The organism is Providencia sp. Me31A, assembly GCF_050487165.1.
Classification (GTDB): domain Bacteria; phylum Pseudomonadota; class Gammaproteobacteria; order Enterobacterales; family Enterobacteriaceae; genus Providencia.
In genome coordinates, this window is sequence record NZ_JBKQGZ010000003.1 from 15,057 (window position 1) to 41,360 (window position 26,304).

Below are 26,304 nucleotides of genomic sequence, written 5' to 3' on the forward strand. Positions count from 1 at the left end.
ATGAATTTATAACGCAATTTGCCCAGTGGTTGATCATTGTAGTTATGTAGTGTAGGCGATTTTCCCTTAAGCTTAAACAATGAATAATGTGGGTATAATTATCTAATTGAATGATTATCATATCAGTTTACTCTTAATCGGAGACAAATATGGATGCTTTAACCCTTTTGTTGAACCGTCGTTCAGCTTCAAGACTTACAACACCTGCGCCACAAGGCGAAGCGCTAGATAATATATTGGCAGCAGGCATGAGAGCCCCTGATCACGGGGCATTGCGCCCATGGCACTTTGTCGTTATGAAAGATGATGGCATCAAGCGTTTTAGTCAGTTACTTGAAAAAGCAGCGATTGAAGGCAAGTTAGGTGCAGAAGTGGAAGAAAAAGCACGGAATGCGCCTTTTCGTGCACCTTTAATTATTACCGTGATTGCAAAACTAACAGAGCATCCGAAAGTCCCTCAATGGGAACAAGTTGTTGCCGCCAGTTGTACGGTTCAAGCAATGCAGATGGCAGCGGTAGCTCAAGGGTTTGGTGGCATATGGCGGACGGGAGCTTGGACAGAAGATGCTATCGTTCGTGAAGGGCTAGGTTGTGGTGAAAATGATCAAATTGTGGGCTTTCTATACTTAGGCACACCTGAGCTTAAAGCGCCAAGCAAAGTGGCTACACCAGATATGCAAGGTTTTGTGACGCATTTTTAAAGAGAAGAATAATGACTGAAAAAATTAGATTAACGCAATATAGCCACGGTGCAGGTTGTGGTTGCAAAATTGCCCCAAAGGTTTTAGAGCAAATTTTACACACTGAGCAAGCGAAATTCCATGATCCTCACTTGTTAGTTGGGAATGAAACGAAAGATGATGCGGCTGTTTATGATTTAGGCAATGGCATTGGTATTATTAGTACGACTGATTTTTTTATGCCAATTGTTGACTCTCCGTTTGAATTTGGCCGTATCGCAGCGACGAATGCCATCAGCGATATTTTTGCGATGGGCGGTAAACCGATTATGGCAATTGCTATTTTAGGTTGGCCCATTGCTAAGCTACCGCCAGAAGTCGCACGTGAAGTTATTGAAGGAGGGCGAGCTGCCTGTGCAGACGCTGGCATTTCACTAGCAGGGGGGCATTCGATTGATGCACCGGAACCTATCTTTGGTTTGGCCGTAACGGGGGTGGTAAACACGGAATATGTGAAGAAAAATAGTGCCGCAACAGCCGATTGTGAACTGTTTTTAACTAAACCTTTAGGCATAGGTGTGTTAACGACCGCTGAGAAGAAAGGCATGTTGGCGCCTGAACATCAGCATTTAGCCGCTGAAACCATGTGCCAAATGAATAAATTAGGCGCTGTCATTGCACCTCTAGAAGGGGTTACCGCGATGACAGATGTGACCGGTTTTGGGTTGTTGGGTCACTTAAGTGAGATCTGTGAAGGTTCAGGTGTACGCGCAGAAATCTCTTTTAGTAAAATTCCTAAGCTAGCCGATGTTGAAAAATACATTGAAGCAGGTTGTGTTCCTGGCGGAACCTCGCGTAACTTTGATAGTTATGGGCACTTAATTGGTCCAATGAGTGACATGCAACGTCAGTTACTCTGCGATCCTCAAACCTCGGGGGGGTTACTAATTGCTGTTAAATCTTCCGAAGTTGCTAAAATTAAAGAGATTGCACAGCAACAAGGTGTTTTGCTACAGTCTATCGGAAAATTATTCCCCCATCAGGACAATGTTCCTTTAGTTGAAGTGATAGATTAATACATGCGTTTGTTTATTGCGGAAAAACCGAGCCTTGCAAGGGCCATTGCAGATGTTCTACCAAAGCCACATAAACGTGGCGATGGTTTTATTCAATGTGGTGATGGTCAAACGGTAACGTGGTGCATAGGTCACCTTTTGGAACAGGCTGAGCCAGATGCCTATGAACCTAGGTATGCACGTTGGAATCTACAAGACTTGCCTATTATTCCTGACAAATGGCAATTAAAGCCACGTCCCGCAGTAACCAAACAATTGAAAACAATTGAAGTATTACTAAAGCAAGCCTCCGTTGTTGTTCATGCGGGAGACCCCGATAGAGAAGGACAGCTGCTTGTTGATGAAGTCCTTGATTTTTTAAAGCTTGCCCCAGAGAAACGCAAAGATGTAAAACGCTGTCTGATTAATGACCTAAACCCACAAGCTGTAGAACGAGCTATCGATAGGTTAAGGGAAAACCGAGAATTTATCCCATTATGCGTTTCAGCATTAGCAAGGGCTCGTGCTGATTGGCTGTATGGCATTAACATGACTCGGGCGTATACGTTATTAGGACAACGTGGTGGCTATCAAGGTGTGCTTTCAGTTGGCCGAGTACAAACGCCAGTATTAGGTTTAGTCGTCCGGCGTGACGAGGAAATCGAAAATTTTGTACCTAAAGACTATTTCGAGGTTAAAGCTCACATCGTTACACCAAAGGATGAACGTTTTGTGGCTATTTGGCAGCCAAGTGACTCCTGTATCGATTACCAAGACGAAGAGGGGCGTTTATTCCACCGGCCGTTGGCAGAACATGTAGTTTCGCGTATCGAAGGCAAACCGGCAATAGTGACACAATATCAGGACAAGCGAGAGTCTGAAATTGCCCCATTGCCTTTTTCTTTATCGTCCTTACAGATTGAAGCCGCAAAAAAATATGCATTAAGCGCCCAAGAAGTGTTGGATATTTGTCAACGCTTATATGAAACGCATAAGTTAATCACTTATCCCCGTTCAGATAGCCGTTATTTGCCGGATGAGCATTTTGCAGGTCGCCATAGTGTATTGAATGCTATCGCCGTACATCAGCCGGATCTCACTGAGTTTGAATTACCTGAACTGGATAAAAAAAATCGTTGTTGGGATGATAAAAAAGTGGATGCACACCATGCTATTATTCCAACCGCAAAAGCCACCGCAGTGCGGTTAACTGAAAATGAAGCGAACATTTATCAGTTAATTGCTCGCCAGTACATTATTCAATTTATGTCTGATGCTGTATATCGTAAGTGCACAATTGATTTAGATATTGAGAATGGTAAATTTATTGCAAAAGCGCGATTTTTAGCAGAAGCAGGTTGGCGAGTAGTTTTAGGCAATAAAGAACGCGATGCAGAAAATGATGGCATGCCATTACCGGTTGTGAGTAAAAATGATGCACTTTTGTGTGAAAAAGGCGAAGTGGTTGAGCGACAAACGCAACCGCCAAGGCCTTTTACGGATGCGACTTTATTATCCGCAATGACGGGTATTGCTCGTTTTGTGCAAGATAAAGCATTAAAAAAAGTATTGCGAGAAACCGATGGACTTGGTACTGAAGCTACACGGGCTGGGATCATCGATTTGCTTTTTAAACGTCAGTTTTTATATAAAAAGGGGCGCTATATCCATTCTTCGCCAGCAGGAAGAGCACTAATCCATGTACTACCTGATATGGCTACCTTGCCAGATATGACGGCACATTGGGAGTCAGTGTTAACTCAAATTAGTGAAAAACAATCCCGCTACGACGATTTTATGCAGCCACTTAGTCAAACGCTAATGAACTTAATTCAGCAAGCCCGCCAGTTCACTAATCTACGTGCATTTCGTGAATTGCCCCCAGTAACAGCAAATACGGTAACGAAAAAGGGAGGGAAGAGAAAAGCATCTGGTGGGACAAAAGCAAAGAAAAAAACGCAAACAGAATAAGGTATCCATACTTTAAAAACAGGAAGGGTCGTTTTTATATATTTGGGTATGTGGGTTAGAAATAAATAAGTTTTAGCAGATAGAAATATTAAGGGCACGAATGACATGCCCTTAATGATAAAGAGACTAGCGTGTTATTTGCTTAGGTCAAATTCAGACCATACTGGCGCGTGATCAGAGGGTTTTTCCATGCCTCGGATTTCGTAATCAATACCTGTTGCAATACAACGCTCCGCGAGTTTGTTGGAGGCTAGTAATAAATCGATGCGTAGTCCACGGTTATCATCAAAGCCTTTCGAACGGTAATCAAACCAAGAATAACAATCAGTTACATCAGGGTTCTTGGCGCGATAAGTATCAACAAGCCCCCAACCAAGAAGCTTATCAAGCCACTCACGTTCTTCAGGTAAAAAAGAACATTTACCAGTTTTTAGCCAACGTTTACGGTTGGCATCACCAATACCAATATCTAAGTCTGTAGGGCTAATGTTCATATCACCCATAATGAGTAATTGGGAGTCAGATGTCTGTGTTGATGTAATATAGTTTTGTAGGTCTTGGTAAAACTTTTCTTTTGCTGGAAATTTCGTTGGGTGATCGCGGCTTTCACCTTGTGGGAAGTAGCCATTAATAACGGTTAATGGGCCTCGTTCAGTATGTATATCTGCCATGATGATACGGCGTTGAGCGTCATCGTCGTCAGTCGGGAAACCTTTACGTACAGCGATAGGTTCATTTTTGGCCAGTAGCGCTACGCCATAATGCGCTTTTTGGCCGTGATAAAAAACATGGTAGCCTAACTGGCTAACTTCTTCATAAGGGAACATATCGTCGTGGACTTTTGTTTCTTGTAAGCCGATGACTTCTGGTTGATGTTTCTCGATGATAGCCGCTAGTTGGTGAGGACGTGCACGGAGGCCATTAATATTGAACGATATGAATTTCATGAATTTTTTATCACCTATTTTTAATTATCACGTATTTTGATTCTAACAGATGACAGCCCCCCTGTAACCCTGCACAAGGCACTTCCTGTGCTAAATAACTTAAAGATAGCTAGATTTAAAAATATAGAATATTAATATGATAGTGAATTATTCAAACGGGCTTATGCTTTTTTAATGTGAATGTTTATAGTTTAATTTTTCATAATCTATTAGAGGTAAGTTATCGTTAATATAATTCATTAATAAAAATCAAAAAAACATTTATTAATTATTGAATTAACTATTTTAAATCACATTTAAAGTGGATTGGTTATTTGTATTTTAATGTGATTTAATAGTGGTGGCATAAAAAATAATCAAACCAAACAGTATAATATATTGCTTTGCTATGTTGGAAATTATAAAAATACTTTTATGAAATATTGTTACTCATTCAACAAAAAATTAAATTTTATTTTTAATTTTATGGAGTGAGTTATGAACTAGTCAATATGTTATTAATGAAATAATAATTATGTTGGCTAACATTTTAATAAATAGAATGGGGTCATAGATATGTTCTTTTCAAGAAAATTAGAGGCGTTTATGGCGGTTGTTGAGAATGGCTCGTTAAGTAAAGCTGCTAGGGTGATGAACCGTACGACACCTCCCATTGCTAAGTCAATCAAGGACTTTGAAACAAGTCTAGGTAAACGGCTTTTTAAACGAGAAAAGTTTGGAATGACATTAACTAAGGATGGCCAAGAGCTTTATAATGATCTTAGAGATCTCTACCTTCAGGAGAAAGAAATAACCAAAAAACATTTTTCAGGTTACATTGTTAATGAGGCTAATATTTATTATGACTGGGGAAAGGAAAGTCATTTAATCAATTTATATCAAGCAGCCCATCAAAACAATGTACAAGTAAATATATTAAGGTTTAATTATGATGAGGTAGATGAGATCGTTGATTATGATGGAAATACATTAATTCTCAGTTCGGAGCAAGTCATCAGTGAACGCTTTTCATTACAAAAAAAAATAGAAAACTCGCCATTAGGTATATATTGTCGTAAAGAACTTTATGAAAAATTTAATCAAGATCTTGTAGCGTTGTTGCAAAAAAGTACGTGGCTATGTGACCCTGCATTTTATAAAAGTTCATTGATGAGTAAATTATTAGACAAAATTGAAACTATTGGTCATAAAGTAAGTATAAGGAAAATGGATAATATAGGCTGTTGCCAAAGTTTTATTCAAGAAGGTGATTTTATTGGCATTATTGACGATTATCCGGAAGAAGAACTGATTGATAAATCATTGGCATACATTTCATTGAATAAATTATTAGAACAAAGTGAGTGCTACATCTATAAATCAAAAGCACACTCTAGTGTGTTAAACAGATTTATGGGAGTCGTTGATAAACTTGGGGGGGAGCATATTTAAATGGTGGTGGGAGAAGGATTCGAACCTTCGAAGTCTGTGACGGCAGATTTACAGTCTGCTCCCTTTGGCCGCTTGGGTATCCCACCAGATTTTGATTGCTGTAACCGTTGACAGCGGGCGGCATAATATCAAATGACGCGCCGCTGTAAAGCATTAATTTTAAAAAAATATCCGTTTGCTGTTTTTTTGCTCTCAATGCTTATAATATCAACAGGTTATCTTATTATAAACAGTGTATGAATTATAAAATAATGGTCCGGTTGCCATAGACAAACACACGTTGAGCTAGAACCCAGAACAGTGCATGACTTAATACATTTTTCTCAACGTCACGACCAGCACGCATCATATCATCAGCTGTAAATGTATGATCCACATTGATTACGTTTTGAGTAATGATAGGGCCTTCATCAAGGTTATCATTCACAAAGTGAGCTGTTGCCCCAATGATTTTTACCCCGCGTTCATACGCTTGATGGTATGGTCGAGCACCAATGAATGCAGGTAAGAAAGAGTGGTGGATATTGATAATTTGATTTGGGTAATGTTGAACAAATGCCGGTGTTAATACACGCATATATTTGGCCAAAACCACATAATCAGGCTGATACTGATCAATTTGAGCTATCATTTTTTCATCATGCTGTTCGCGGGTTAAACCTTCATGGCTAATATGATGGAATGGGATAGCAAATTGTTCGACTAAGTTTTTTAACGTGTCATGGTTACCAATAACGGCTGCAATTTCAACATCAAGTCCATCATAGGCACTTTTCATAAGCAAATCACCTAGGCAATGCGCTTCTTTGGTTACCATAATGACTATTCGACGACGACCGGCAGTGTTTAGTTCACGCTTGGAGCCTACGGGCAAGGCATCGTCGAGATCTGCTAACAGCGTTTCATCATTAAAAATTCCCTCTAACTCGGTTCTCATAAAGAAACGGCCAGTGTGATGATCAACAAATTCATTATTTTGTACAATGTTGAGCTGATGTTTATAGCAAATGTTGGTAATTTTGGCGATCAATCCTTTCGCATCAGGACAAATGGTCCTGAGAATTTTCTTTTGTACAATTTTGTGTTGCATGAAACTGTCTAATCCTTAACTAGCAAAGCTTATGTCATTAAGCTAATGGCAAACTGATTATTAAATTGGCATCAATAAAAAGCAATTGAGGAAACGATAGCTAACTTAGGCTACAGCACTTTTTATATTTTTTGCTAGAACCACAAGGGCATAAATCGTTACGACCCACTTTAGGAGTGATACCGTCAATATAATACCAGCGCGAATTTACCCGAACAAAACGGGAACGTTCATGAATAAGCTGTTTATGATCGGCTTTTTCATCAATAAAGCAAGCCGAAAATTCAACATAGCCTTCATCTGGACTTTTAGCATAAGAAGAACTAATAATACAAAGCCCGAGCCACTGAGTTTGAACGAAACTATTTTCTATTTCTTCTCGCCACTCTTGTGCATGACAATCTGGATGCCATGTATCAATGAGATAATCTGCATTGCACTGGACATAAGCACTATAGCGGGAGCGCATTAGCTGTTCTGGTGACTCAGGAATAGATTTACCTTGCAAAAAAGGTGCGCAGCAATGTTCAAATTGTGCTTCATTGCCACAGTAACAGCTATCTTCTGGTTGTGATTTCATTATAGCCTCGATAAAAATAAGTATAAGATTGAAAAATTACTATACTTAATTGATGGGATAAAAATGATTTTACAGCATGAATAATAATATTGTTAATTAAACCAGGTCATTGCAGTAGGTATCATATGAAAAATAGAAAAATACTTATAATAGAAGATGAAGTCACCTTCTGTACCATTTTAAAAAATTACCTTGAAACCCTAGGGATAGAGATCTATACCGCACATAATGGTCAATTAGCAATAAATATGCTGATAAGTAGTCAGGTTAGACCCGATATCATTCTTTGCGATTTAAATATGCCAATAATGAATGGGGAAGATTTCATGAGAGAACTCGTTGCTCGCAATATTGATATTCCAGTCATAGTGATCACAGCGACAACAGACTTTACTCAGCTAGATAGAATGTTTCGTTTGGGGGCAAAAGATGCTTTGTTAAAACCGATAAAAAACTTAGATGAAGTTAAAATTACTATTCTTTCTGCATTATACCCTGAGAAAGCTAATCTTATTGAACAGATAGGGGATGAGTTCCAGCATATTTCTGCATTGATGAAAAATAATAGCCAAGATATGTTTACGGTCTTAAAGCAGTTACAACCTCCTGTGCATCAACTGATAAATGGTTACCGAATTAATTATCGTCAACTCAATGAAGCTAATCGGTTTGGGCTGCTGTTAGATCTAGCCGCTATTTCTGATAACCAAATTGGATTCTATTGTATTGATACTGAACGCTCGCCTCAGGAAGGTATTATGGCGACTTTTTTGATCCGAGTCGTGTTTAATGATTTGCTGAAGAGTACCGTAAGTTATCCAGAAAAAAAATTACCTAATATTGATAGAATCATCAGTCAGATAAATCATTTATTAGAAGACTCGGGTTTTAGTGGCCAGTTTCCTCTCTTACTGGGGTATTTTAATACGCAAAACAAAACTGTTATTATGGCCAGTGCGGGTTTAGAAGCCGAAATCACGACGGAAAAGTCTCATTTTAAATTAGCAAGAAGCTTACCGCTTGGGACATTAAAACTGTATCAGCCTAATAATTTGGAGATAAAAGGGACAGCTTGGCAGTGTTTAATTCGTAATAATAGCCAAAAAATAAAACTTATGTTTAATCCTGAGTACTAAGTAAATCTGAAAATACTTCGTTAGTGGGTATCAATTAATATCAATCGGACTCATCGCTATTTATTCAAGGAATTTTCCTGATATACTTCCGCGCACTTGAAATGCCCCACTAACATCTTTGAAATATGGGGTTAAGGTGCATAGATAATATCTGGAGTTATGACAAATGACACAACGCAAGGTGCGTAAAGCAGTAATCCCCGTTGCAGGTTTAGGGACGCGTATGCTGCCCGCAACAAAGGCTATTCCAAAAGAGATGTTGCCAATAGTTGATAAACCGCTTATTCAATATGTAGTTAATGAGTGTATTGCCGCAGGGATAAATGAGATTGTTTTGGTGACCCATTCATCAAAAAATTCAATTGAAAACCACTTTGATACAAGCTTTGAGTTAGAGGCTATATTAGAAGCGCGTGTGAAACGTCAGTTATTGGATGAAGTGCAGTCGATTTGTCCAAGCCATGTGACGATTATGCAGACTCGCCAAGGGATTGCCAAAGGGCTAGGGCATGCAATTTTATGTGCCAAACCATTAGTGGGTGAAGAGCCGTTTGCTGTTATTTTACCAGATGTCATTTTAGACCGTTATAGTACCGATTTAACTAAGTTTAACTTGCGTGAAATGTTAGAGCAATATGAGTCGACAGGCGCAAGTCAAATTTTAGTTGAACCAGTACCAGAAGAAGACGTTTCTAATTATGGTATTGTGGATTGTAATGGTGAAACATTGCAGCCTGGTGATAGTAAAAAAATCATGCGTATGGTTGAAAAACCAAGTCGTGATGAAGCACCTTCAAATTTATCTATTGTTGGTCGTTATGTTTTATCTGAAAAGATTTGGGATGCATTAGCGAAAACTGCCCCAGGTGCGGGAGATGAGATTCAATTAACTGATGCAATAGCATTAATGATGGAAAATAATGAGCCTGTAGAAGCATACCACTTATGTGGTAAAAGCCATGACTGTGGAAATAAATTAGGCTATATGAAAGCATTTGTTGAATATGGAATGCAACATGATGTGCTAGGAAGCGATTTTACTGAGTGGCTGAAAGAATTAGCAGTTTTATTAAATAAATCAAAATAAAGCAGCTTTTATTGATGGTTATTAAATGGCTAACTTAATTCGTTAGCCTTTTTTATACTTGAAAGATAGATGCGTGAGCAATAAAAAGCTAAGTATTAAGTAGTAGATCTGTTTATACATATTGTTTTAGCTCTTTTTACATTTTTCGTGAGAGAAAAAAGTAGTATTTATAACGTTAAAATAATAATCATGGCACTCTTGTATTTAAGCTTTATTAATTAATATTACAGATCTTTACTTGGACTGTTCATTATTTAATGGTAAAGGTTATACTGGATTGGAAGAGCCAATACCCATAATACGTTATAAGTGGAGACTATTTTCAAGAAAATGGTAGTTTAAAAGAAGGGCGGTTTTGCACAAAGGCTAATATAAAATATTATATAAAGGTATAAATAAAAACACCCTTCAGAAAAGGGTGTTTGGAATCCGTATTTATGTGATTAGATCAAGAAATCATCTAAGGATTTACCTTGTTCTTCAATGGCAACTTTGATTACAGCTGGAGTACGGCCTTGGCCTGTCCAAGTTTTAGTTTCGCCATTTTCATCAACATATTTATATTTAGCAGGACGAGCAGCACGTTTAGCACGTGTGCCTGTGCTTTTACCTGAGTCCATTGTTTGTAGAAGGTCATTTAAATCTACACCTTGCTCAAGGATCATTTCACGAACTTTTTCCAGTTTACGGTTACGTTCTTCTAATTCCGCGCGAGCTTGGTTTTCTTCATCACGACGTTCTTCAACAACGACGGTTAATTTTTCCAGCATTTCCTCTAAAGATTCTAAAGTAACTTCGCGAGCTTGAGCACGAAGAGTACGGATGTTATTTAACGCTTTTAATGATTCGCTCATTTTCCTGGTCTCAAATTATTTGTTGGCATGTGTACAGTAATAATAGAATGCTATTTTAAATTCTGCAATAGCTAAATTACTCCCATAGTTTAAAAGTAATCTTTAACGAATGCAATTTTTTTACAAAAGAAAAATAAATTTTTCGTAGATATATATACCACTATTATCAATAACTGAACTAATGAAAAAAATAGCAATATGCAAAAATCTTTGTGATTTAATAATTGGGGAAACTTGTCTAAAGACCCATTTTACTTTTACTTGGAATGAATAGAAAGGTGGGACTAACTTAAATTTTCTTTTTTGGACGATAAATTTTAGCGTTATGTGCTCCAGTTAAAACTGTTTATAGTTAATATCAAATTGGTTTTTATTGCATATAAGGCAAACATTATTTGTACTGAGGCAACTCAGTGTCGAAAAAAAGGGTTAATTTTTCAATAGATAAAGAGCGATTATGCCAATATTGCTAATCTAACGATGTTCTTTATGGTAAAATTGATCTGTATATTAATTTTGAGGAAACAGCCAAATGGCTCAGCTTTATTTTTATTATTCCGCAATGAATGCAGGCAAATCAACGTCATTGTTGCAGTCATCGTATAACTATAATGAAAGAGGGATGCGTACGGTTATTTTTACCGCAGAGATTGATAACCGCTTTGCTCAAGGAAAAGTAACTTCACGTATTGGTTTGTCAGCACAAGCGTTACTCTATTCAACAGAAACAAACATGGCGGAGGTTATTACTCAAGAAAATAGTTTACAGAAAATACATTGTGTTCTTATCGATGAATGCCAGTTTTTAACAAAAAAACAAGTAGAAGAACTTTGTGATATCGTCGATAACGAAGATATTCCTGTTTTATGTTATGGCTTACGGACCGATTTTGCAGGACAATTATTTGAAGGTAGCCAATATTTACTTGCTTGGGCTGATAAACTAGTTGAGCTGAAAACCGTTTGCTACTGCGGTCGTAAGGCAAATAAAGTATTACGTATAGGAAGTGATGGTATACCTGTATATGAAGGTGCTCAAGTCGATATAGGCGGTAATGAGAAGTATATCTCTGTGTGCCGTAAACATTACTCAGAAGCAATAAAGCAGGCGCAATTGATGCATGAAGGGATTATCCCTAAAAAAGCGGCACACTTTAGATAAAATTAATTAATAAGGTATAGAGAAATACACACAATTCTAGAGAATTACGTGATGCGTGTATTTGATGATATGACCTAAGCTATTTAAACCTGCTTATTATAATATTAATTAATCAAGCCGTATAAAATAATTTAATTTGATGTGGCTAAAAAAAAGGCATTGTATTATACAGTGCCCTTATTATTAATAATGTGGGCCATGCTAAATAAGGTTGACATTCTTTCAGTCTAAAATTGATTGGTTATTGTACGTAACCGATTATTATCTTTATTAAAAAACGGCGTTTATTAGTGCCAGCAAAACGCACTTACTCACAAAAAAATTGTAGACTATCATTTAGATGACACTATAAAAACGAAGACAGTGAATAAATCGTTACGCTATGCATTAAAAATACGATATTTAGAAATACCAGAGATCGACCACTTCGATCGCAGACTACAATATTATTCATTATTGTTCATTGAAAAATCAGGGCATCCATAAAAAGCATAATGTCCTATACCAGATGGTTATGCTTGCGATCAAAATGCGCGAGCAGAGCGAGTAAATGGAATGTTAAAACGTAGTCTCTGGGGTAACTTAGCAGAGGCAGGGTAGTTAGTTTAAGCATTAACCCTGCTTTATAATGAAAAGCGTCCATATTTATCGTTAAACGATAAAACGCGCAATGAGGTTCATTGCGCGTTTTATGCCTGAAAAATTGTTAGTTTATATCAGGGCTAGTTAATATTTTCTTAATTATTTATTTTTTGCTGTTTTTTTCTCAGCTACTTTTTTTGAAGACGTTTTCTTTTCTACTTTCTCCGCTTTCTCGGTAACAGGTACTGCGGAGTGTTCGACAAAATCACGACCGTAATAGGAATCCAGTAATAACTGTTTAATTTCAGAGATTAACGGATAACGTGGGTTAGCACCGGTACATTGGTCATCAAATGCATCTTCAGACAGTTTATCTACTCGTGCTAAGAAGTCAGCCTCAGAAACCCCGGTTTCGCGAATGGATTTAGGAATGCCTAAGTCAGCCTTCATTTCATCTAGCCATGCTAATAATTTCTCAATTTTAGTGCCAGTGCGATCTTCGGTATTTGTTAACCCAAGGTGATCCGCTATTTCAGCATACTGACGACGTGCATGAGGGCGATCATATTGGCTAAACGCGGTTTGTTTAGTTGGGTTATCATTCGCATTGAAACGGATCACGTTACAGATTAGCAGGGCGTTTGCTAAGCCGTGAGGAATATGGAACTCTGAACCAAGTTTATGGGCCATTGAGTGACATACACCTAAGAAGGCGTTAGCAAATGCAATACCTGCAAGGGTAGCGCCATTATGAACACGCTCTCTCGCGACTGGGTTTTTGGCTCCCTCATGGTAGCTAGCCGGTAGATAATCTTTTAATAAACTTAATGCTTTTAGTGCTTGGCCATCAGTAAACTCATTCGCTAATACAGATACGTATGCTTCCAAAGCGTGAGTTACTGCATCTAAACCACCAAATGCAGTTAGTGATTTAGGCATGTTCATTACCAAGTTTGCATCAACGATTGCCATGTTTGGTGTTAACGCATAGTCAGCTAATGGATATTTTTGGCCTGTTTTATCATCTGTTACCACTGCAAATGGTGTGACTTCTGAACCCGTACCTGAAGTGGTAGTGATCGCAACTAATTTAGCTTTAACGCCCATTTTCGGGAAACGGTGGATACGTTTACGAATATCCATAAAGCGTAGCGCCAGTTCTTCAAAATGTGTTTCAGGATGTTCGTACATTACCCACATGATTTTTGCAGCATCCATTGGTGAACCACCACCTAATGCAATAATTACATCGGGTTTGAAGGCTTGCATTTGTGCTGCACCTTTTCGAACCACGGTTAACGTTGGGTCAGCTTCAACTTCAAAGAAAACGTCAGTTTCAATATGATGTTTTTTTAGAACATTGACGACTTCGTCAACATAACCATTATTGAATAGATAGCCATCAGTAACGATAAAGGCACGTTTAGCACCATCAGTTGCAATCTCTTCAAGGGCAATAGGTAAGCAGCCACGGCGGAAGTAGATCGAGTTTGGAAGTTTATGCCATAACATATTTTCAGCTCTCTTCGCCACAGTTTTGGTATTGATCAAATGTTTTGGACCTACGTTTTCGGAGATAGAGTTACCTCCCCAAGAACCGCAACCTAGTGTAAGAGAAGGAGCTAATTTAAAGTTATATAGGTCACCGATACCACCTTGTGACGCAGGCGTATTAATAAGAATACGCGCCGTTTTCATTTTTTGGCCAAAATAGTTAACACGTTCGTGTTGGTTATCTTGGTCAGTGTATAAACAAGAGGTATGACCGATCCCGCCCATTTCGACGAGTTGTTCTGCTTTGTTAACGGCATCTTCAAAGTTTTTACCACGATACATTGCTAATAATGGAGATAGCTTTTCGTGAGCGAATGGCTCTGACTCATCAATAAGTTTTACTTCACCAATGAGAATTTTAGTGGTTGTAGGTACTGAGATACCCGCCATCTCAGCAATTTTATGTGCGGGCTGGCCAACAATTGCTGCATTCAAGTTACCATTTTTTAAGATGATATCTTGAACGGCTTTGAGTTCTTTACCTTGTAATAGGTAACCGCCATGATTCGAGAAACGCTCGCGTACTTGATTGTAAATTTCATCTACGACGACGACAGATTGTTCAGAAGCACAAATCACGCCATTATCGAAGGTTTTTGACATGAGTATGGATGCGACAGCGCGTTTAATATCCGCAGTTTCATCAATAACAACAGGGGTGTTACCTGCACCTACACCGATAGCGGGTTTACCTGAACTATAAGCAGCTTTAACCATACCAGGGCCACCGGTTGCTAGGATCAGGTTAATATCTGGGTGGTGCATCAGCGCATTTGATAATTCAACGGATGGGGAGTCAATCCAACCAATAATATCTTTCGGTGCTCCAGCGGCAATAGCGGCATTCAGTACGATTTCAGCGGCACGGTTAGTTGCGACTTTTGCTCGAGGATGTGGCGAGAAAATAATCGCATTACGTGTTTTTAAACTAATAAGTGATTTAAAAATTGCGGTTGAGGTTGGGTTAGTGGTTGGCACGATACCACAGATAATACCGATAGGCTCTGCGATTGTGATTGTGCCAAAAGTTGGGTCTTCAGATAACGTCCCACAGGTTTTTTCGTCTTTATAGGCGTTGTAGATATATTCTGAAGCAAAGTGGTTTTTGATTACTTTATCTTCAACAATCCCCATACCAGATTCTTCAACAGCGAGTTTTGCAAGAGGGATACGTGCATCAGCGGCAGCAAGGGCAGCAGCGCGGAAAATTGCATCAACTTTTTCTTGTGAAAAAGTCGCGAATTCACGTTGAGCTTTTTTGACACGAGCAACGAGTTCATTGAGTTCGGTAACGTTAGTTACGGACATATAGATTACTCCTGATAAATGTTAAACTTTTTAAGCCAATGAGCAATGTATTTATTATCAATAGGGCTGAAAAAGACCGCTTAAAAGTGAAAGTATAGATAATATTAATTATAACGTCGCTCATCATCGCCTATTGGCTTAAAAACCTTATTTAAAGCTTAAGTTAGTGACTGTTTTCCCATCAACTTTGCCTATCAGTTAAGAATAGATTAACAAAATAGTAATTAAATAAAGTGATCTAGGTCACGAAATCCTTAGGCTGACTCCTTTCAGCAAGGCGATTTGCGGTAAATAAACTAATTTTGTGGATTACGTCACTGAATTTAATTTAATTAAAATAATAGATGGTTGTAATTTAACCATAGCGATTAATTAAACAATAAATTGAGCAAGTTAAATAAAGTCGTGCTTTGTTCAAGAAAATTAACAACATCAGTGATAAAATTACAAAAGACATCAATGAATCTCGGTAGAGAACTTTTTAAGGAAATGTATGAGTGAGCAGCGCATTACTCGATTTATCAGGTTACATTAAGTTTTTTATTGGTCTTTTTGCGTTGGTAAACCCAGTTGGTATCCTACCTGTGTTTATTAGCATGACTAATTATCAAAGCAATGCAGGAAGAAACAAAACCAATACAATAGCGAATACATCGGTTGCTATAATTTTATGTACATCATTATTAATTGGTGACTCGATACTGCAATTATTTGGAATATCTATTGATTCATTTCGTATTGCCGGTGGGATACTGATCGTGACGATTGCGATGTCGATGATCAGCGGAAAAATAGGTGAAGACAAACAAAATAAGCAAGAGAAAACAGAAACCGCAGTTCGAGATAGTATCGGTGTTGTACCACTTGCATTGCCGCTAATGGCAGGACCGGGTGCGATCAGCTCATGTATTGTATGGTCATCCCGCTGGCATGGTTGGCAAAACTTTCTTGGTTTAGCGCTGACAAGTATCACTTTTGCTTTTTGTTGTTGGTTATTGTTTCGTTCAGCTTCTTTACTCGTGCGTTATTTAGGGCAAACAGGGATCAACGTTGTTACACGTATTATGGGACTGCTACTAATGTCATTGGGTATCGAATTTATTGTGACCGGTGTTAAGGCAATATTTCCAGGTTTATTATAATTTTTCTACATTTCATTGGCTGCAAGTATCTATTTGCAGCCATATTTTCTATTCATTCTCTCTTTTCTACGGTTTTTCACTCTTGCTCTGTCCTAGAAACTTGATCACCTTTGCAGATTCTTAATGCTTTAATTATTAATAGGCACATATAAAAATGTGATGATTATAATTATATATGGCATTTTTTGCTAAATCAGGCATAAAAAGTAAGGAATTGTGAGCTGTGTAAATTTATTCACTATTCTCATTACTGATTGTTAATGATATGTTTGGAATGTAAATTACAGAGCTGGACTAGTAAAGTTTAATGTTTTATGTAATTAATTGTAATTAAATGAATAAATTATTTTAGTGCATCACGATTTGATTTTTTAAATAAAATTTTTAGCTAAAGAATGTTAATTAATTGTATACGCGAACTGTTATTGACAATGACCAAGTGATAGAAAAATGAGTACCTAGAGAGGGAATAATTGAGTAGCTTTACTATTAGCGTAGATTCATGAGGGATATGATGATCAAATCAGTAATGAGGTTAAGTGTACTTTCTTTATTACTTATCACATTAGATGGTAATACTGCTGATATTACAGATAAATCAAAGCAAATTATTACAGTTAATAACGGTTCTGAAGTGACATCCCTTGATCCCCACAAAGTGGAGGGGGTGCCTGAAGGTAATATCATTTTGAATTTGCTTGAAGGACTCGTTTACACCGATGTTGATGGCAAAGCGGTTCCTGGTGTGGCTAAAAGCTGGACTCATGATAATTATACAACATGGGTTTTTACTCTACGGGAAGATGCAAAGTGGAGTGATGGCACTCCGGTAACCGCTGAAGACTTTGTGTATAGTTGGCGACGTTTATCAGACCCTTTGACGGCTTCCCCTTATTCTAGCTATTTGCAAAATGCCTATATTTTAAATGCCCAAGCAATTTTATCTGGCAAGATGCCTGTATCCACATTAGGGGTAAAGGCTATTGACCCTCAGCACTTACAAGTGACGCTAAGCCATCCTATTCCCTATTTCGTGGATATGCTTTCTCATACATCAATGAAGCCAGTTAATAGAAAAGCCATTGAAAAGTATGGTGATAAATGGACGCGGCCAGCAAACTTTATTGGTAATGGGGCATATATATTGGACAAGTGGGTAGTTAATGAACGTATCGTTGTTAAACGAAACCCGCTGTATTGGGATAATAAAAATAGTCGTATTGAGCAAGCGACCTTTTTAGCTATCACTTCGGAAGTTAGCGATATTAACCGGTATCGTAGTGGTGAAATTGATATCTCTAACTCAGCGATCCCCCCTGTACTGTATAAAAAAATGCAGCAGGAAAACCCCAATGAACTCTATGTTCGCCCTTATTTGTGTACATTTTACTATGAAATAAACAACCAGAAAGTCCCTTTTAATGATCCTCGCGTTCGTGAAGCACTAAAACTAGGGCTAGATAGAGAAACGATCACCCATAAAATTATGGGACAAGGACAAATTGCGGCGTATGGGTTTACACCTACATTTATAAATAATGGTGATTTTGCTATACCGGCGTGGGCGAGTTTATCCGCTGAACAACGCTATCAACGAGCAAGAGATTTACTTCTTGAAGCGGGATATAGCAAGCAAAATCCGTTAAAATTTTCATTGTTATATAATACTTCTGATCAAAATAAGCAGCAGGCCATTGCTGCCGCATCTATGTGGCAAAAGAATCTTGGAGTGCAAGTTATTTTGCAGAATCAAGAGTGGAAAACATCATTACAAAGTCGCCATGAAGGGCACTATGATATCGCCAGAGCAACTTGGTGTGCAGATTACAATGAACCCAGTGCTTTTCTGAATATGATGTTGTCGCAAAACAGTAACAACACTGCATTTTATAATAATCCAGCCTTTGATTCCTTACTTGAACAAGCTTTAACTGCGCCTGATGGCCCATCTCGTCATTTTATATACCAACAAGCGGAGGCCTTACTAGATAAGGATTCAGCTGTTATCCCCGTTTATTATCGTGTCAGTGCTCGCATGATAAAGCCCACAATTGGTGGATTTAAAGGTAATGACCCTCTTGATCATATGGATATTAAACGGTTATATATAATTGAATCTAATTAATAGTATTTAAATAATTATAAAAAGTGTTCATCAATTCTATGAATATAAATCAACACACAATCATAATTAATATGTAGGGAGTAATCGATAAGATGAGTAAATTAATCAATAAAACGTTTGTTGCTTTAAGCGTTACAGCTGGACTCGCGATGGGATCGATTGCAAGTAGCTTTGCTGCAACCATTCCCGCGGGTGTTGAACTTGCAGATAAGCAAATTCTCGTTCGTAATAACGGCTCCGAGCCACAATCGTTAGATCCCCATAAAATAGAAGGCGTTCCTGAGTCGGCTTTAGCTAGGGATCTTTTTGAAGGTATTACCATTGTTGGCCCTGATGGTGAGATTTTGCCAGGCTCTGCAACTAGCTGGGAAAATAAAGATTTTACTGAGTGGACATTTAAAATTCGGGATGGTGCTAAATGGTCAAATGGTGACCCTGTCACGGCAGAAGACTTTGTGTATAGCTGGCAACGTTTAGCCGACCCTGACACTGCATCTCCTTATGCAAGCTATTTACAATATGCTCATATTCAAAATATTGATGATGTGATCGCAGGTAAGAAAAAACCATCGGAGTTGGGTGTAAAAGCGTTAGATGATAAAACGTTAGCTATTTCTTTAAGTGAGGCAGTTCCCTATATTCCTAAATTGTTGGCTCACCCATCAATGTCGCCAGTCAATAAAAAAGTCATTGAAAAACATGGTGCTAAATGGACTCAACCACAAAACTTTGTTGGAAATGGAGCCTATAAATTAAAAGGCTGGACAGTCAATGAGCGCATTATTTTAGAGCGTAGCCCGACTTATTGGGATAATGCAAATACAGTGATTGACCAAGTGACATTCTTGCCAATTTCTTCAGAAGTTACTGACGTAAATCGCTACCGTAGTGGTGAAATAGATATGACATACAGTAACTTACCTATTGAGCAGTTCAAAAGTTTACAAAAGAATATGCCTGATGAATTACGTGTAAGTCCGTACTTGTGTACTTACTATTATGAAATTAATAATGAGAAACCACCATTTAATGACCCTCGTGTGAGAGAAGCATTAAAACTGTCAATGGACAGGGATACAATTACTTATAAAGTGAAGGCGCAGGGGGATATTCCTGCTTATGGGTTTACGCCACCATTTACCAGCGGTATGAAAGCCGAAAAGCCAGACTGGTACGCAAATATGACCCAAGAACAACGTAATGAAAAAGCCAAACAGTTATTAGAAGATGCGGGTTATAACAAATCTAATCCTTTAAAATTCAAATTATTATATAACACATCGGACTTGCATAAACGTATCGCTATTGCAGCGGCATCTATGTGGAAGAAAAACATTGGGGCAGAGGTTAAGTTAGAAAACCAAGAGTGGAAAACATTCTTAGACAGCCGTCACCAAGGTGCTTATGACGTTGCTCGTGCGGGTTGGTGTGCTGATTATAATGAGCCATCTTCATTCCTTAATATGTTACTTTCCTACAGCAGTAATAATACTGTTCACTATAAAAACACCGATTTTGACACTGTAATGAAGAAAACATTGCAAGTGAAAACAGATGAAGAGCGTGCAGCGCTTTATCAGCAAGCCGAACAATTACTCGATAAAGATTCTGGTGTTGTTCCACTTTACTACTACGTTAATACACGTTTGGTTAAACCTTATGTAGGTGGATATAGCGGCAAAGACCCGTTAGATAACTTACACACTAAAGATTTATATATCATCAAACACTAATAAATCAGTTCTGGCCTTATCGGGGCCAGATATTAGCCTAACAGGCAATAGAAGTAGGAAAGAGCGATGTTTAAATTCATTTTGCGTCGGGTGCTTGAGGCGATCCCGACTCTTTTGATTTTGATTACCATTTCATTTTTTATGATGCGATTAGCTCCAGGGAGCCCTTTTACTGGAGAACGTAAACTCTCCCCTGAGGTGATGGCAAACATTGAGGCTAAGTATCATTTAAATGACCCAATGTATAAACAATATTTCAACTATTTGATTCAGCTATCTAAAGGGGACTTTGGGCCCTCATTCAAATATAAAGACTACAGTGTTAATGATTTAGTCGCGAAAGCATTCCCTGTATCAGCCAAACTTGGGGCAACGGCCTTTATTGTTGCCGTATTGTTTGGGGTTTCTGCGGGGGTTATTGCTGCGCTAAACCAAAATACTAAATGGGATTTTACTGTCATGGGTTTTGCCATGACGGGGGTTGTTATCCCAAGCTTTGTTGTCGCACCCTTGTTGGTGCTGATTTTTGCCATTCATTTGAAATGGCTTCCCGGTGGTGGTTGGGATGGCGGTAACCTGAAACACATGATTTTACCTATGGTGGCATTGTCGTTGGCATATATTGCCAGTATCTCGCGTATTACACGCGGGTCGATGATCGAAATTATGCATTCAAACTTTATTCGCACTGCGCGTGCGAAAGGCTTGCCACTGAGAACAATTATTTTACGTCATGCTCTTAAACCTGCGTTGCTTCCCGTACTTTCCTATATGGGGCCAGCATTTGTTGGAATTATTACGGGTTCGATGGTGATTGAAACTATTTTTGGGTTACCCGGAATTGGCCAATTGTTTGTGAACGGTGCACTTAATCGTGATTATTCGTTGGTGCTAAGTTTAACAATTTTAGTTGGGGTGCTGACAATCGCATTTAATGCCATTGTCGATGTCCTATATGCCGTTATTGACCCTAAAATTCGTTACTAAGCCGGAGAGACACTATGTTATCAAATCAAAAAAATAGTGACGCTCTGGAACATTTTTCGGAGCAATTAGATATTGAAGGCCGCAGTCTGTGGCAGGATGCTAGACGCCGTTTTATGCATAACCGTGCCGCGATTGTGAGTTTATGTGTTTTATTTTTAATTACGCTGTTTGTTATTTTCGCACCAATGTTGTCGCCATTCCTTTATGACGATACGGATTGGGAAATGATGTCAATGCCACCGGATATGGCAACTGGGCACTATTTTGGAACGGATGCTTCGGGGCGGGATTTACTTGTCCGTGTTGCGATAGGCGGGCGGATCTCTTTGATGGTGGGTGTCGCTGCTGCGTTAGTGGCCGTGGTGGTTGGCACACTTTATGGTTCGCTAGCGGGTTATGTAGGGGGGAAGGTTGACTCGCTCATGATGCGCTTATTAGAAATCCTAAACTCATTTCCATTTATGTTCTTTGTTATTTTATTAGTCACCTTATTTGGTACGAATATTTTATTGATTTTTGTCGCGATTGGTATGGTGTCTTGGTTAGATATGGCTCGTATCGTACGTGGACAAACGTTAGGGCTAAAACGTAAAGAGTTTATTGAAGCCGCGTTAGTTTGTGGCGTGAGCACAAGGCAAATTATTTTACGTCATATTGTGCCAAACGTACTAGGTGTCGTTGTGGTGTACGCCTCATTATTAGTGCCAAGTATGATTTTGTTTGAATCATTCTTAAGCTTTTTAGGATTGGGGACGCAAGAGCCTCTGAGTAGTTGGGGGGCATTACTCAGTGACGGAGCAACTTCGATGGAAGTCACGCCTTGGTTGTTATTGATCCCCGCAAGTTTCTTAGTTATCACGCTATTTTGTTTTAACTTTATTGGTGATGGGTTACGTGATGCCCTTGATCCGAAAGACCGCTAGAGGGAAGAATATGTCAAATAATACAATGAGAAGCCCTCTGCTATCGGTAAACGATCTTAGTGTAACATTTGCCACCCAAGATGGTGATGTTACCGCAGTGAACAAACTGAACTTTGAATTAAGTGCAGGGGAAACTCTGGGGATTGTGGGAGAATCGGGCTCTGGTAAGTCACAAACTGCCTTTGCATTAATGGGCTTACTCGCTAAAAATGGTCGAATCAACGGTTCGGCGAGGTTCAATGGTCGTGAAATTCTGAATTTAAAAGAAAAAGAATTGAATCGTATGCGGGCGGAAGAGATTTCAATGATTTTCCAAGACCCAATGACATCCTTGAATCCTTACTTAAAAATAGGGACGCAATTATCAGAGGTGCTCACCTTGCATAAAGGCATGAGTAAGAGTGAGGCTTTTGAAGAGTCTATTCGCATGCTTGATGCAGTTAAAATGCCAGAAGCTCGTAAAAGAATGAATATGTATCCTCATGAGTTCTCAGGGGGAATGCGCCAACGTGTGATGATAGCGATGGCATTATTATGTCAACCTAAACTGTTAATTGCAGATGAGCCTACGACAGCGTTGGATGTGACCGTTCAAGCTCAAATCATGACTTTGCTGAATGAATTAAAGCAAGAGTTTGATACTGCAATTATATTGATTACTCATGACCTTGGTGTAGTCGCGGGTGTTTGTGACAAAGTTTTGGTGATGTACGCAGGGCGGACAATGGAATATGGTACTGCAAAAGATATTTTCTATCATCCATCTCACCCGTATTCCCTTGGACTATTGGCTGCGGTTCCTCGCCTTGATGGGGATGATGAAAGTTTAGCGACTATTCCAGGCAATCCACCTAATTTATTAAGACTTCCAAAAGGTTGCCCATTTTCGCCTCGTTGTCAGTATGCGACACAACAATGTGTTGATAGTGAGCCTGAGTTAACGACATTTAAGCAAACACGCTTGCGTGCCTGCTTTAAGCCTATGGAGGAATTGGTATGACCACTCATGAAAATAGGCCTGTCCTGTTAGAAGTTAACGATCTAAAAGTCCATTTTTCAATTAGGGATAAAAAACAGTGGTTTTGGCAACCTGATAAAAGTTTAAAAGCGGTTGATGGTGTGACTCTGCGCCTTCATGAAGGTGAAACTCTGGGAGTGGTTGGGGAGTCGGGTTGTGGTAAATCAACATTTGCTCGAGCGCTGATTGGGTTAGTAAAGGCGACTGACGGGACAGTGAGTTGGCTGGGACAAAACTTATTAGGGAAAAGCGATAAAGAATGGCGTCGTGTTCGTAGTGACATTCAAATGATTTTCCAAGACCCGTTGGCGTCGTTAAACCCACGCATGACCATTGGCGATATCATTGCTGAACCGCTAAAAACGTATCATCCCCAAATGACACAGGTACAAATTACTGAAAAAGTGAAAAAAATGATGATGCGAGTTGGGCTATTGCCTAATCTTATCAATCGTTATCCTCATGAATTTTCAGGGGGGCAATGCCAACGTATAGGTATCGCTAGAGCATTGATCTTAGAGCCTAAACTCGTTATTTGTGACGAGCCAGTTTCTGCTTTAGATGTTTCTATTCAAGCTCAAGTTGTTAACTTATTGCAAGAATTACAAAGAGAAATGAAACTATCGCTAATATTTATTGCCCATGACTTAGCGGTGGTTAAACATATTTCTGATAGGGTCTTAGTCATGTATTTGGGGCACGCAGTAGAGTTAGGTACCTATGACGAGGTCTATAACAACCCTCTGCATCCCTATACCAAGGCACTAATGTCTGCCGTCCCAATTCCTGACCCAGATAAAGAAAAAAATAAGGAAATTGAATTACTTGAAGGGGAACTACCTTCTCCAATAAATCCGCCATCAGGTTGCGTGTTTAGAACTCGTTGCCCATTGGCTGATGAAGAGTGCGCGAAAACGAGACCATTGTTAGAAGGTAGTTTTAAGCATGCGGTATCTTGTTTGAAAATAGACCCCCTATAAGTGCTTAATGCAAAGCGGGAAAAACACGCTTTATCCCGCTTTGTCAACATCCTCAAAACAGAGTAATTTGCTCTGTTTTTTTTAGCCAATATTTTTAATAGTGCTATTTCTTACTTCAATTTATTTATCACATCTGACGAAAAAGCATAAACTGTGCTAATAAATGGGCTAGAACAAGTCAATATAAAATATGGGAATACAAATATAATGGGTCATATTTATTCGCGAGAAGATGTGCAAATCTTACATCAATGGAAACAGATTAATCGCCAATATCCAAATGCACCGCTAGAGCGAATCCGCCATAAATTACCGTTGGTTCAACAAGTTGATGGCGATTTAGAGACTTTTGGCGCAAGTAGCCACAAGTATCAATTGAACCCGCCAATTGCGTTGTCTGAAATAGAAAAATGGCAAGCACGTACAGGGGCGAAATTGCCTTCTGATTTTGTTTCATTTTTGACAGAAATAGGTAATGGTGGCGCAGGGCCATACTATGGTATTGAACGGTTTGAAGACAGTGAAAGCCGCTTCGAGAAAACGGCGGCTCTACCATCTATTTTAAGCCCTAATATGAGCCAAGAGGAATGGCAGAAATTGACTTTCCTTGATGATGATTGCAGTGATGAAGAGTTTGATGAAAGAGAAAACTATATCCACCAAGGTATTTTTTACCTTGGAACTTGCGGATGTGAATATGACTTATTACTGGTGATTACGGGGGAGTATGTAGGGCGAATTATTTATACAAACCATTGGTGTAGCTCTGATCAGCCGTTCTTTTTCTCTTATGAATTGAGTTTCCTTGAATGGTATGAGCGCTGGTTAGATGAAATCATTCAAGGCTATGAAACCAGCTGGTTTGGTCATCGAATAGGCGGTGATGAACAAACGTTATTTAATTTATATATGCAAACGCATTGTGATGAGCAAAAAAGTCAGGCGCTAGCAGGGTTGAGTAAATTAAAACGTTTATCAAATAACGGCTTAGTGTTGTTAGCAAATATTATTCAGGAAGAACAAAGCACAAATGCACAGCTAGCATTAAAGATTTTAGCACAATACTCACCAAGTACGGCATCGACTTATCTTATGACGGCGTTAAATAGTAGAGATCTCTCGTGGCAAAATTTAGCGATAAGCACTATTTATTTTAATCAAAAAGGAAATTTAGCTGATTATAAAGATTGCGTTCTTGAGCTCATTAAAAGTGTGGAAGATGCCGAATTTATTTGCTTTGCGGGGTATATTCTTAAAGAATTAGGCGTCACGCAAGTTGAATATTTTGCTCATTTATTTGAACACGCTAATCTTAATCTTGCGAGAACAGCGCTTCACTCGGCGAGTTTTGATGATGAGATTGAAGCTAAAATTGCACTTTTCTACCCAAGTATCATATCAGATGACGGTGATATGGCGGTTTTAGCTATTCAAACACTTGTTAATCTTAATACCGTGTTACCGGATGCGATACCGCTATTAGAACGTGCATGGAAAAAATTCCCGAAAGAGAAAAATGAGTACGTTAGAATAAATATCCAAAACTATTTACGGAAATTCTCAGTGGTAGGCGATTTTTCTTAGGAAAATGAAGACGCGTAGAACGGGGCAAATGCCCCGCAATGTCTATTTCTTCCACAAAATATGATGGAAGGGCTTAGTGGGATGACGGCTAATTAATATGCGAGCAAAAATATCATCGAGTTCTGCATCAGGGCTTTGTGCTAATCCGATGATGACTTCACTGAATTGGTTTACATCAGTCTGTTCAGTGATAAAATCATCCCAATGATTGCTTAAGGGAATGATTTCAGCCGCGCCAGACTCTTCAAATTGTAAAGCAAAAATGAGTTGGTCAGCTGGCTCTAAATTATCCATTGCACCTTCAAGGAATAGGTCATAAGCAATTTCAATAATATCGTCTTCATCGATTAAGTTTGTATGTTGTGTTTCTGTCAT

21 protein-coding genes and 1 tRNA gene are annotated in these 26,304 nt (G+C 38.8%); 15 read left to right on the forward strand and 7 right to left on the reverse strand.

Going from position 1 to position 26,304, the window contains the following annotated elements; translation table 11 throughout:
• The first annotated feature begins 149 nt into the window (after nt 1-149).
• Genes ACLPIE_RS02825 through ACLPIE_RS02835 form a run of 3 tightly spaced genes read left to right on the forward strand, consistent with a single transcriptional unit; the run spans nt 150 to nt 3,706 of the window.
• Nucleotides 150-701 (forward strand): NAD(P)H nitroreductase, encoded by a 552-nt coding sequence (locus ACLPIE_RS02825; protein ID WP_430259454.1) that lies wholly within the window; start codon nt 150-152, stop codon nt 699-701.
• A gap of 11 nt (nt 702-712) precedes the next feature.
• Entirely contained in the window at nt 713-1,756 is a 1,044-nt protein-coding gene (gene selD, locus ACLPIE_RS02830) for a selenide, water dikinase SelD (protein ID WP_430259456.1), read from the forward strand.
• Nucleotides 1,757-1,759: 3 nt separating this feature from the next.
• Entirely contained in the window at nt 1,760-3,706 is a 1,947-nt protein-coding gene (locus ACLPIE_RS02835) for a DNA topoisomerase III (RefSeq protein ID WP_430259458.1), read from the forward strand.
• Nucleotides 3,707-3,840: 134 nt separating this feature from the next.
• Here the strand turns inward: ACLPIE_RS02835 and xthA are convergent, their stop codons facing one another.
• Nucleotides 3,841-4,653 (reverse strand): exodeoxyribonuclease III, encoded by an 813-nt coding sequence (gene xthA / locus ACLPIE_RS02840; RefSeq protein WP_430259460.1) that lies wholly within the window; start codon nt 4,651-4,653, stop codon nt 3,841-3,843.
• A gap of 555 nt (nt 4,654-5,208) precedes the next feature.
• Here xthA and ACLPIE_RS02845 point away from each other — a divergent pair.
• A complete protein-coding gene (locus ACLPIE_RS02845) occupies nt 5,209-6,084 on the forward strand; it encodes a LysR family transcriptional regulator (protein ID WP_430259462.1) in 876 nt (291 codons plus the stop codon).
• A gap of 1 nt (nt 6,085) precedes the next feature.
• Here the strand turns inward: ACLPIE_RS02845 and ACLPIE_RS02850 are convergent.
• From ACLPIE_RS02850 to ACLPIE_RS02860, 3 genes are all read right to left on the reverse strand, one after another.
• Nucleotides 6,086-6,170 (reverse strand) — tRNA-Tyr (locus tag ACLPIE_RS02850).
• Nucleotides 6,171-6,325: 155 nt separating this feature from the next.
• Nucleotides 6,326-7,174, reverse strand: a complete 849-nt coding sequence (gene purU, locus ACLPIE_RS02855; protein WP_430259464.1) for a formyltetrahydrofolate deformylase — start codon at nt 7,172-7,174, stop codon at nt 6,326-6,328.
• Between the two features lie 100 nt (nt 7,175-7,274).
• Nucleotides 7,275-7,754, reverse strand: coding sequence for a YchJ family protein (locus tag ACLPIE_RS02860; RefSeq protein ID WP_430259466.1), 480 nt, complete (start codon nt 7,752-7,754; stop codon nt 7,275-7,277).
• Nucleotides 7,755-7,879: 125 nt separating this feature from the next.
• Here ACLPIE_RS02860 and rssB point away from each other — a divergent pair, with 125 nt between their 5' ends.
• Together rssB and galU are read left to right on the forward strand one after the other, a co-directional pair.
• The gene (rssB, locus tag ACLPIE_RS02865) at nt 7,880-8,890 is read left to right on the forward strand and encodes a two-component system response regulator RssB (protein ID WP_430259468.1); all 1,011 of its coding nucleotides are present in this window, start codon (nt 7,880-7,882) and stop codon (nt 8,888-8,890) included.
• Between the two features lie 166 nt (nt 8,891-9,056).
• On the forward strand, nt 9,057-9,977 hold the full coding sequence (gene galU / locus ACLPIE_RS02870) for a UTP--glucose-1-phosphate uridylyltransferase GalU (protein WP_430259470.1): 921 nt from the start codon (nt 9,057-9,059) through the stop codon (nt 9,975-9,977).
• Between the two features lie 443 nt (nt 9,978-10,420).
• On the opposite strand, the gene hns is transcribed toward galU, so the two are convergent.
• The gene (gene hns, locus ACLPIE_RS02875; RefSeq protein ID WP_430259472.1) at nt 10,421-10,831 is read right to left on the reverse strand and encodes a histone-like nucleoid-structuring protein H-NS; all 411 of its coding nucleotides are present in this window, start codon (nt 10,829-10,831) and stop codon (nt 10,421-10,423) included.
• Nucleotides 10,832-11,363: 532 nt separating this feature from the next.
• Here hns and ACLPIE_RS02880 point away from each other — a divergent pair.
• The gene (locus ACLPIE_RS02880; RefSeq protein ID WP_430259473.1) at nt 11,364-11,993 is read left to right on the forward strand and encodes a thymidine kinase; all 630 of its coding nucleotides are present in this window, start codon (nt 11,364-11,366) and stop codon (nt 11,991-11,993) included.
• Between the two features lie 741 nt (nt 11,994-12,734).
• Here the strand turns inward: ACLPIE_RS02880 and adhE are convergent.
• Complete coding sequence (adhE, locus tag ACLPIE_RS02885) at nt 12,735-15,437, reverse strand: bifunctional acetaldehyde-CoA/alcohol dehydrogenase (protein WP_430259474.1); 2,703 nt, start codon at nt 15,435-15,437, stop codon at nt 12,735-12,737.
• A gap of 497 nt (nt 15,438-15,934) precedes the next feature.
• Here adhE and ACLPIE_RS02890 point away from each other — a divergent pair, with 497 nt between their 5' ends.
• The 8 genes from ACLPIE_RS02890 to ACLPIE_RS02925 all read left to right on the forward strand — a co-directional run bounded on the left by ACLPIE_RS02890 (nt 15,935) and on the right by ACLPIE_RS02925 (nt 25,929).
• Nucleotides 15,935-16,579, forward strand: coding sequence for a YchE family NAAT transporter (locus ACLPIE_RS02890; protein ID WP_210848045.1), 645 nt, complete (start codon nt 15,935-15,937; stop codon nt 16,577-16,579).
• Nucleotides 16,580-17,081: 502 nt separating this feature from the next.
• Nucleotides 17,082-18,704, forward strand: a complete 1,623-nt coding sequence (locus ACLPIE_RS02895) for an ABC transporter substrate-binding protein (RefSeq protein WP_430259476.1) — start codon at nt 17,082-17,084, stop codon at nt 18,702-18,704.
• Between the two features lie 92 nt (nt 18,705-18,796).
• Nucleotides 18,797-20,437 carry an oligopeptide ABC transporter substrate-binding protein OppA gene (gene oppA, locus ACLPIE_RS02900; RefSeq protein ID WP_430259478.1) on the forward strand — a complete coding sequence of 547 codons (1,641 nt, stop codon included), beginning with the start codon at nt 18,797-18,799 and terminating at the stop codon, nt 20,435-20,437.
• Nucleotides 20,438-20,503: 66 nt separating this feature from the next.
• Complete coding sequence (oppB, locus tag ACLPIE_RS02905) at nt 20,504-21,424, forward strand: oligopeptide ABC transporter permease OppB (RefSeq protein WP_430259480.1); 921 nt, start codon at nt 20,504-20,506, stop codon at nt 21,422-21,424.
• A gap of 14 nt (nt 21,425-21,438) precedes the next feature.
• A complete protein-coding gene (oppC, locus tag ACLPIE_RS02910) occupies nt 21,439-22,347 on the forward strand; it encodes an oligopeptide ABC transporter permease OppC (RefSeq protein WP_430259482.1) in 909 nt (302 codons plus the stop codon).
• A gap of 10 nt (nt 22,348-22,357) precedes the next feature.
• Nucleotides 22,358-23,347 (forward strand): ABC transporter ATP-binding protein, encoded by a 990-nt coding sequence (gene oppD / locus ACLPIE_RS02915; protein ID WP_430259484.1) that lies wholly within the window; start codon nt 22,358-22,360, stop codon nt 23,345-23,347.
• Nucleotides 23,344-24,345 carry a murein tripeptide/oligopeptide ABC transporter ATP binding protein OppF gene (oppF, locus tag ACLPIE_RS02920; protein WP_430259486.1) on the forward strand — a complete coding sequence of 334 codons (1,002 nt, stop codon included), beginning with the start codon at nt 23,344-23,346 and terminating at the stop codon, nt 24,343-24,345. The genes oppD and oppF overlap by 4 nt, the downstream gene beginning before the upstream one ends.
• 207 nt (nt 24,346-24,552) lie before the next feature.
• A complete protein-coding gene (locus ACLPIE_RS02925) occupies nt 24,553-25,929 on the forward strand; it encodes an SMI1/KNR4 family protein (RefSeq protein WP_430259488.1) in 1,377 nt (458 codons plus the stop codon).
• A gap of 42 nt (nt 25,930-25,971) precedes the next feature.
• On the opposite strand, the gene ACLPIE_RS02930 is transcribed toward ACLPIE_RS02925, so the two are convergent.
• Nucleotides 25,972-26,304 carry an HI1450 family dsDNA-mimic protein gene (locus tag ACLPIE_RS02930; protein WP_430259490.1) on the reverse strand — a complete coding sequence of 111 codons (333 nt, stop codon included), beginning with the start codon at nt 26,302-26,304 and terminating at the stop codon, nt 25,972-25,974.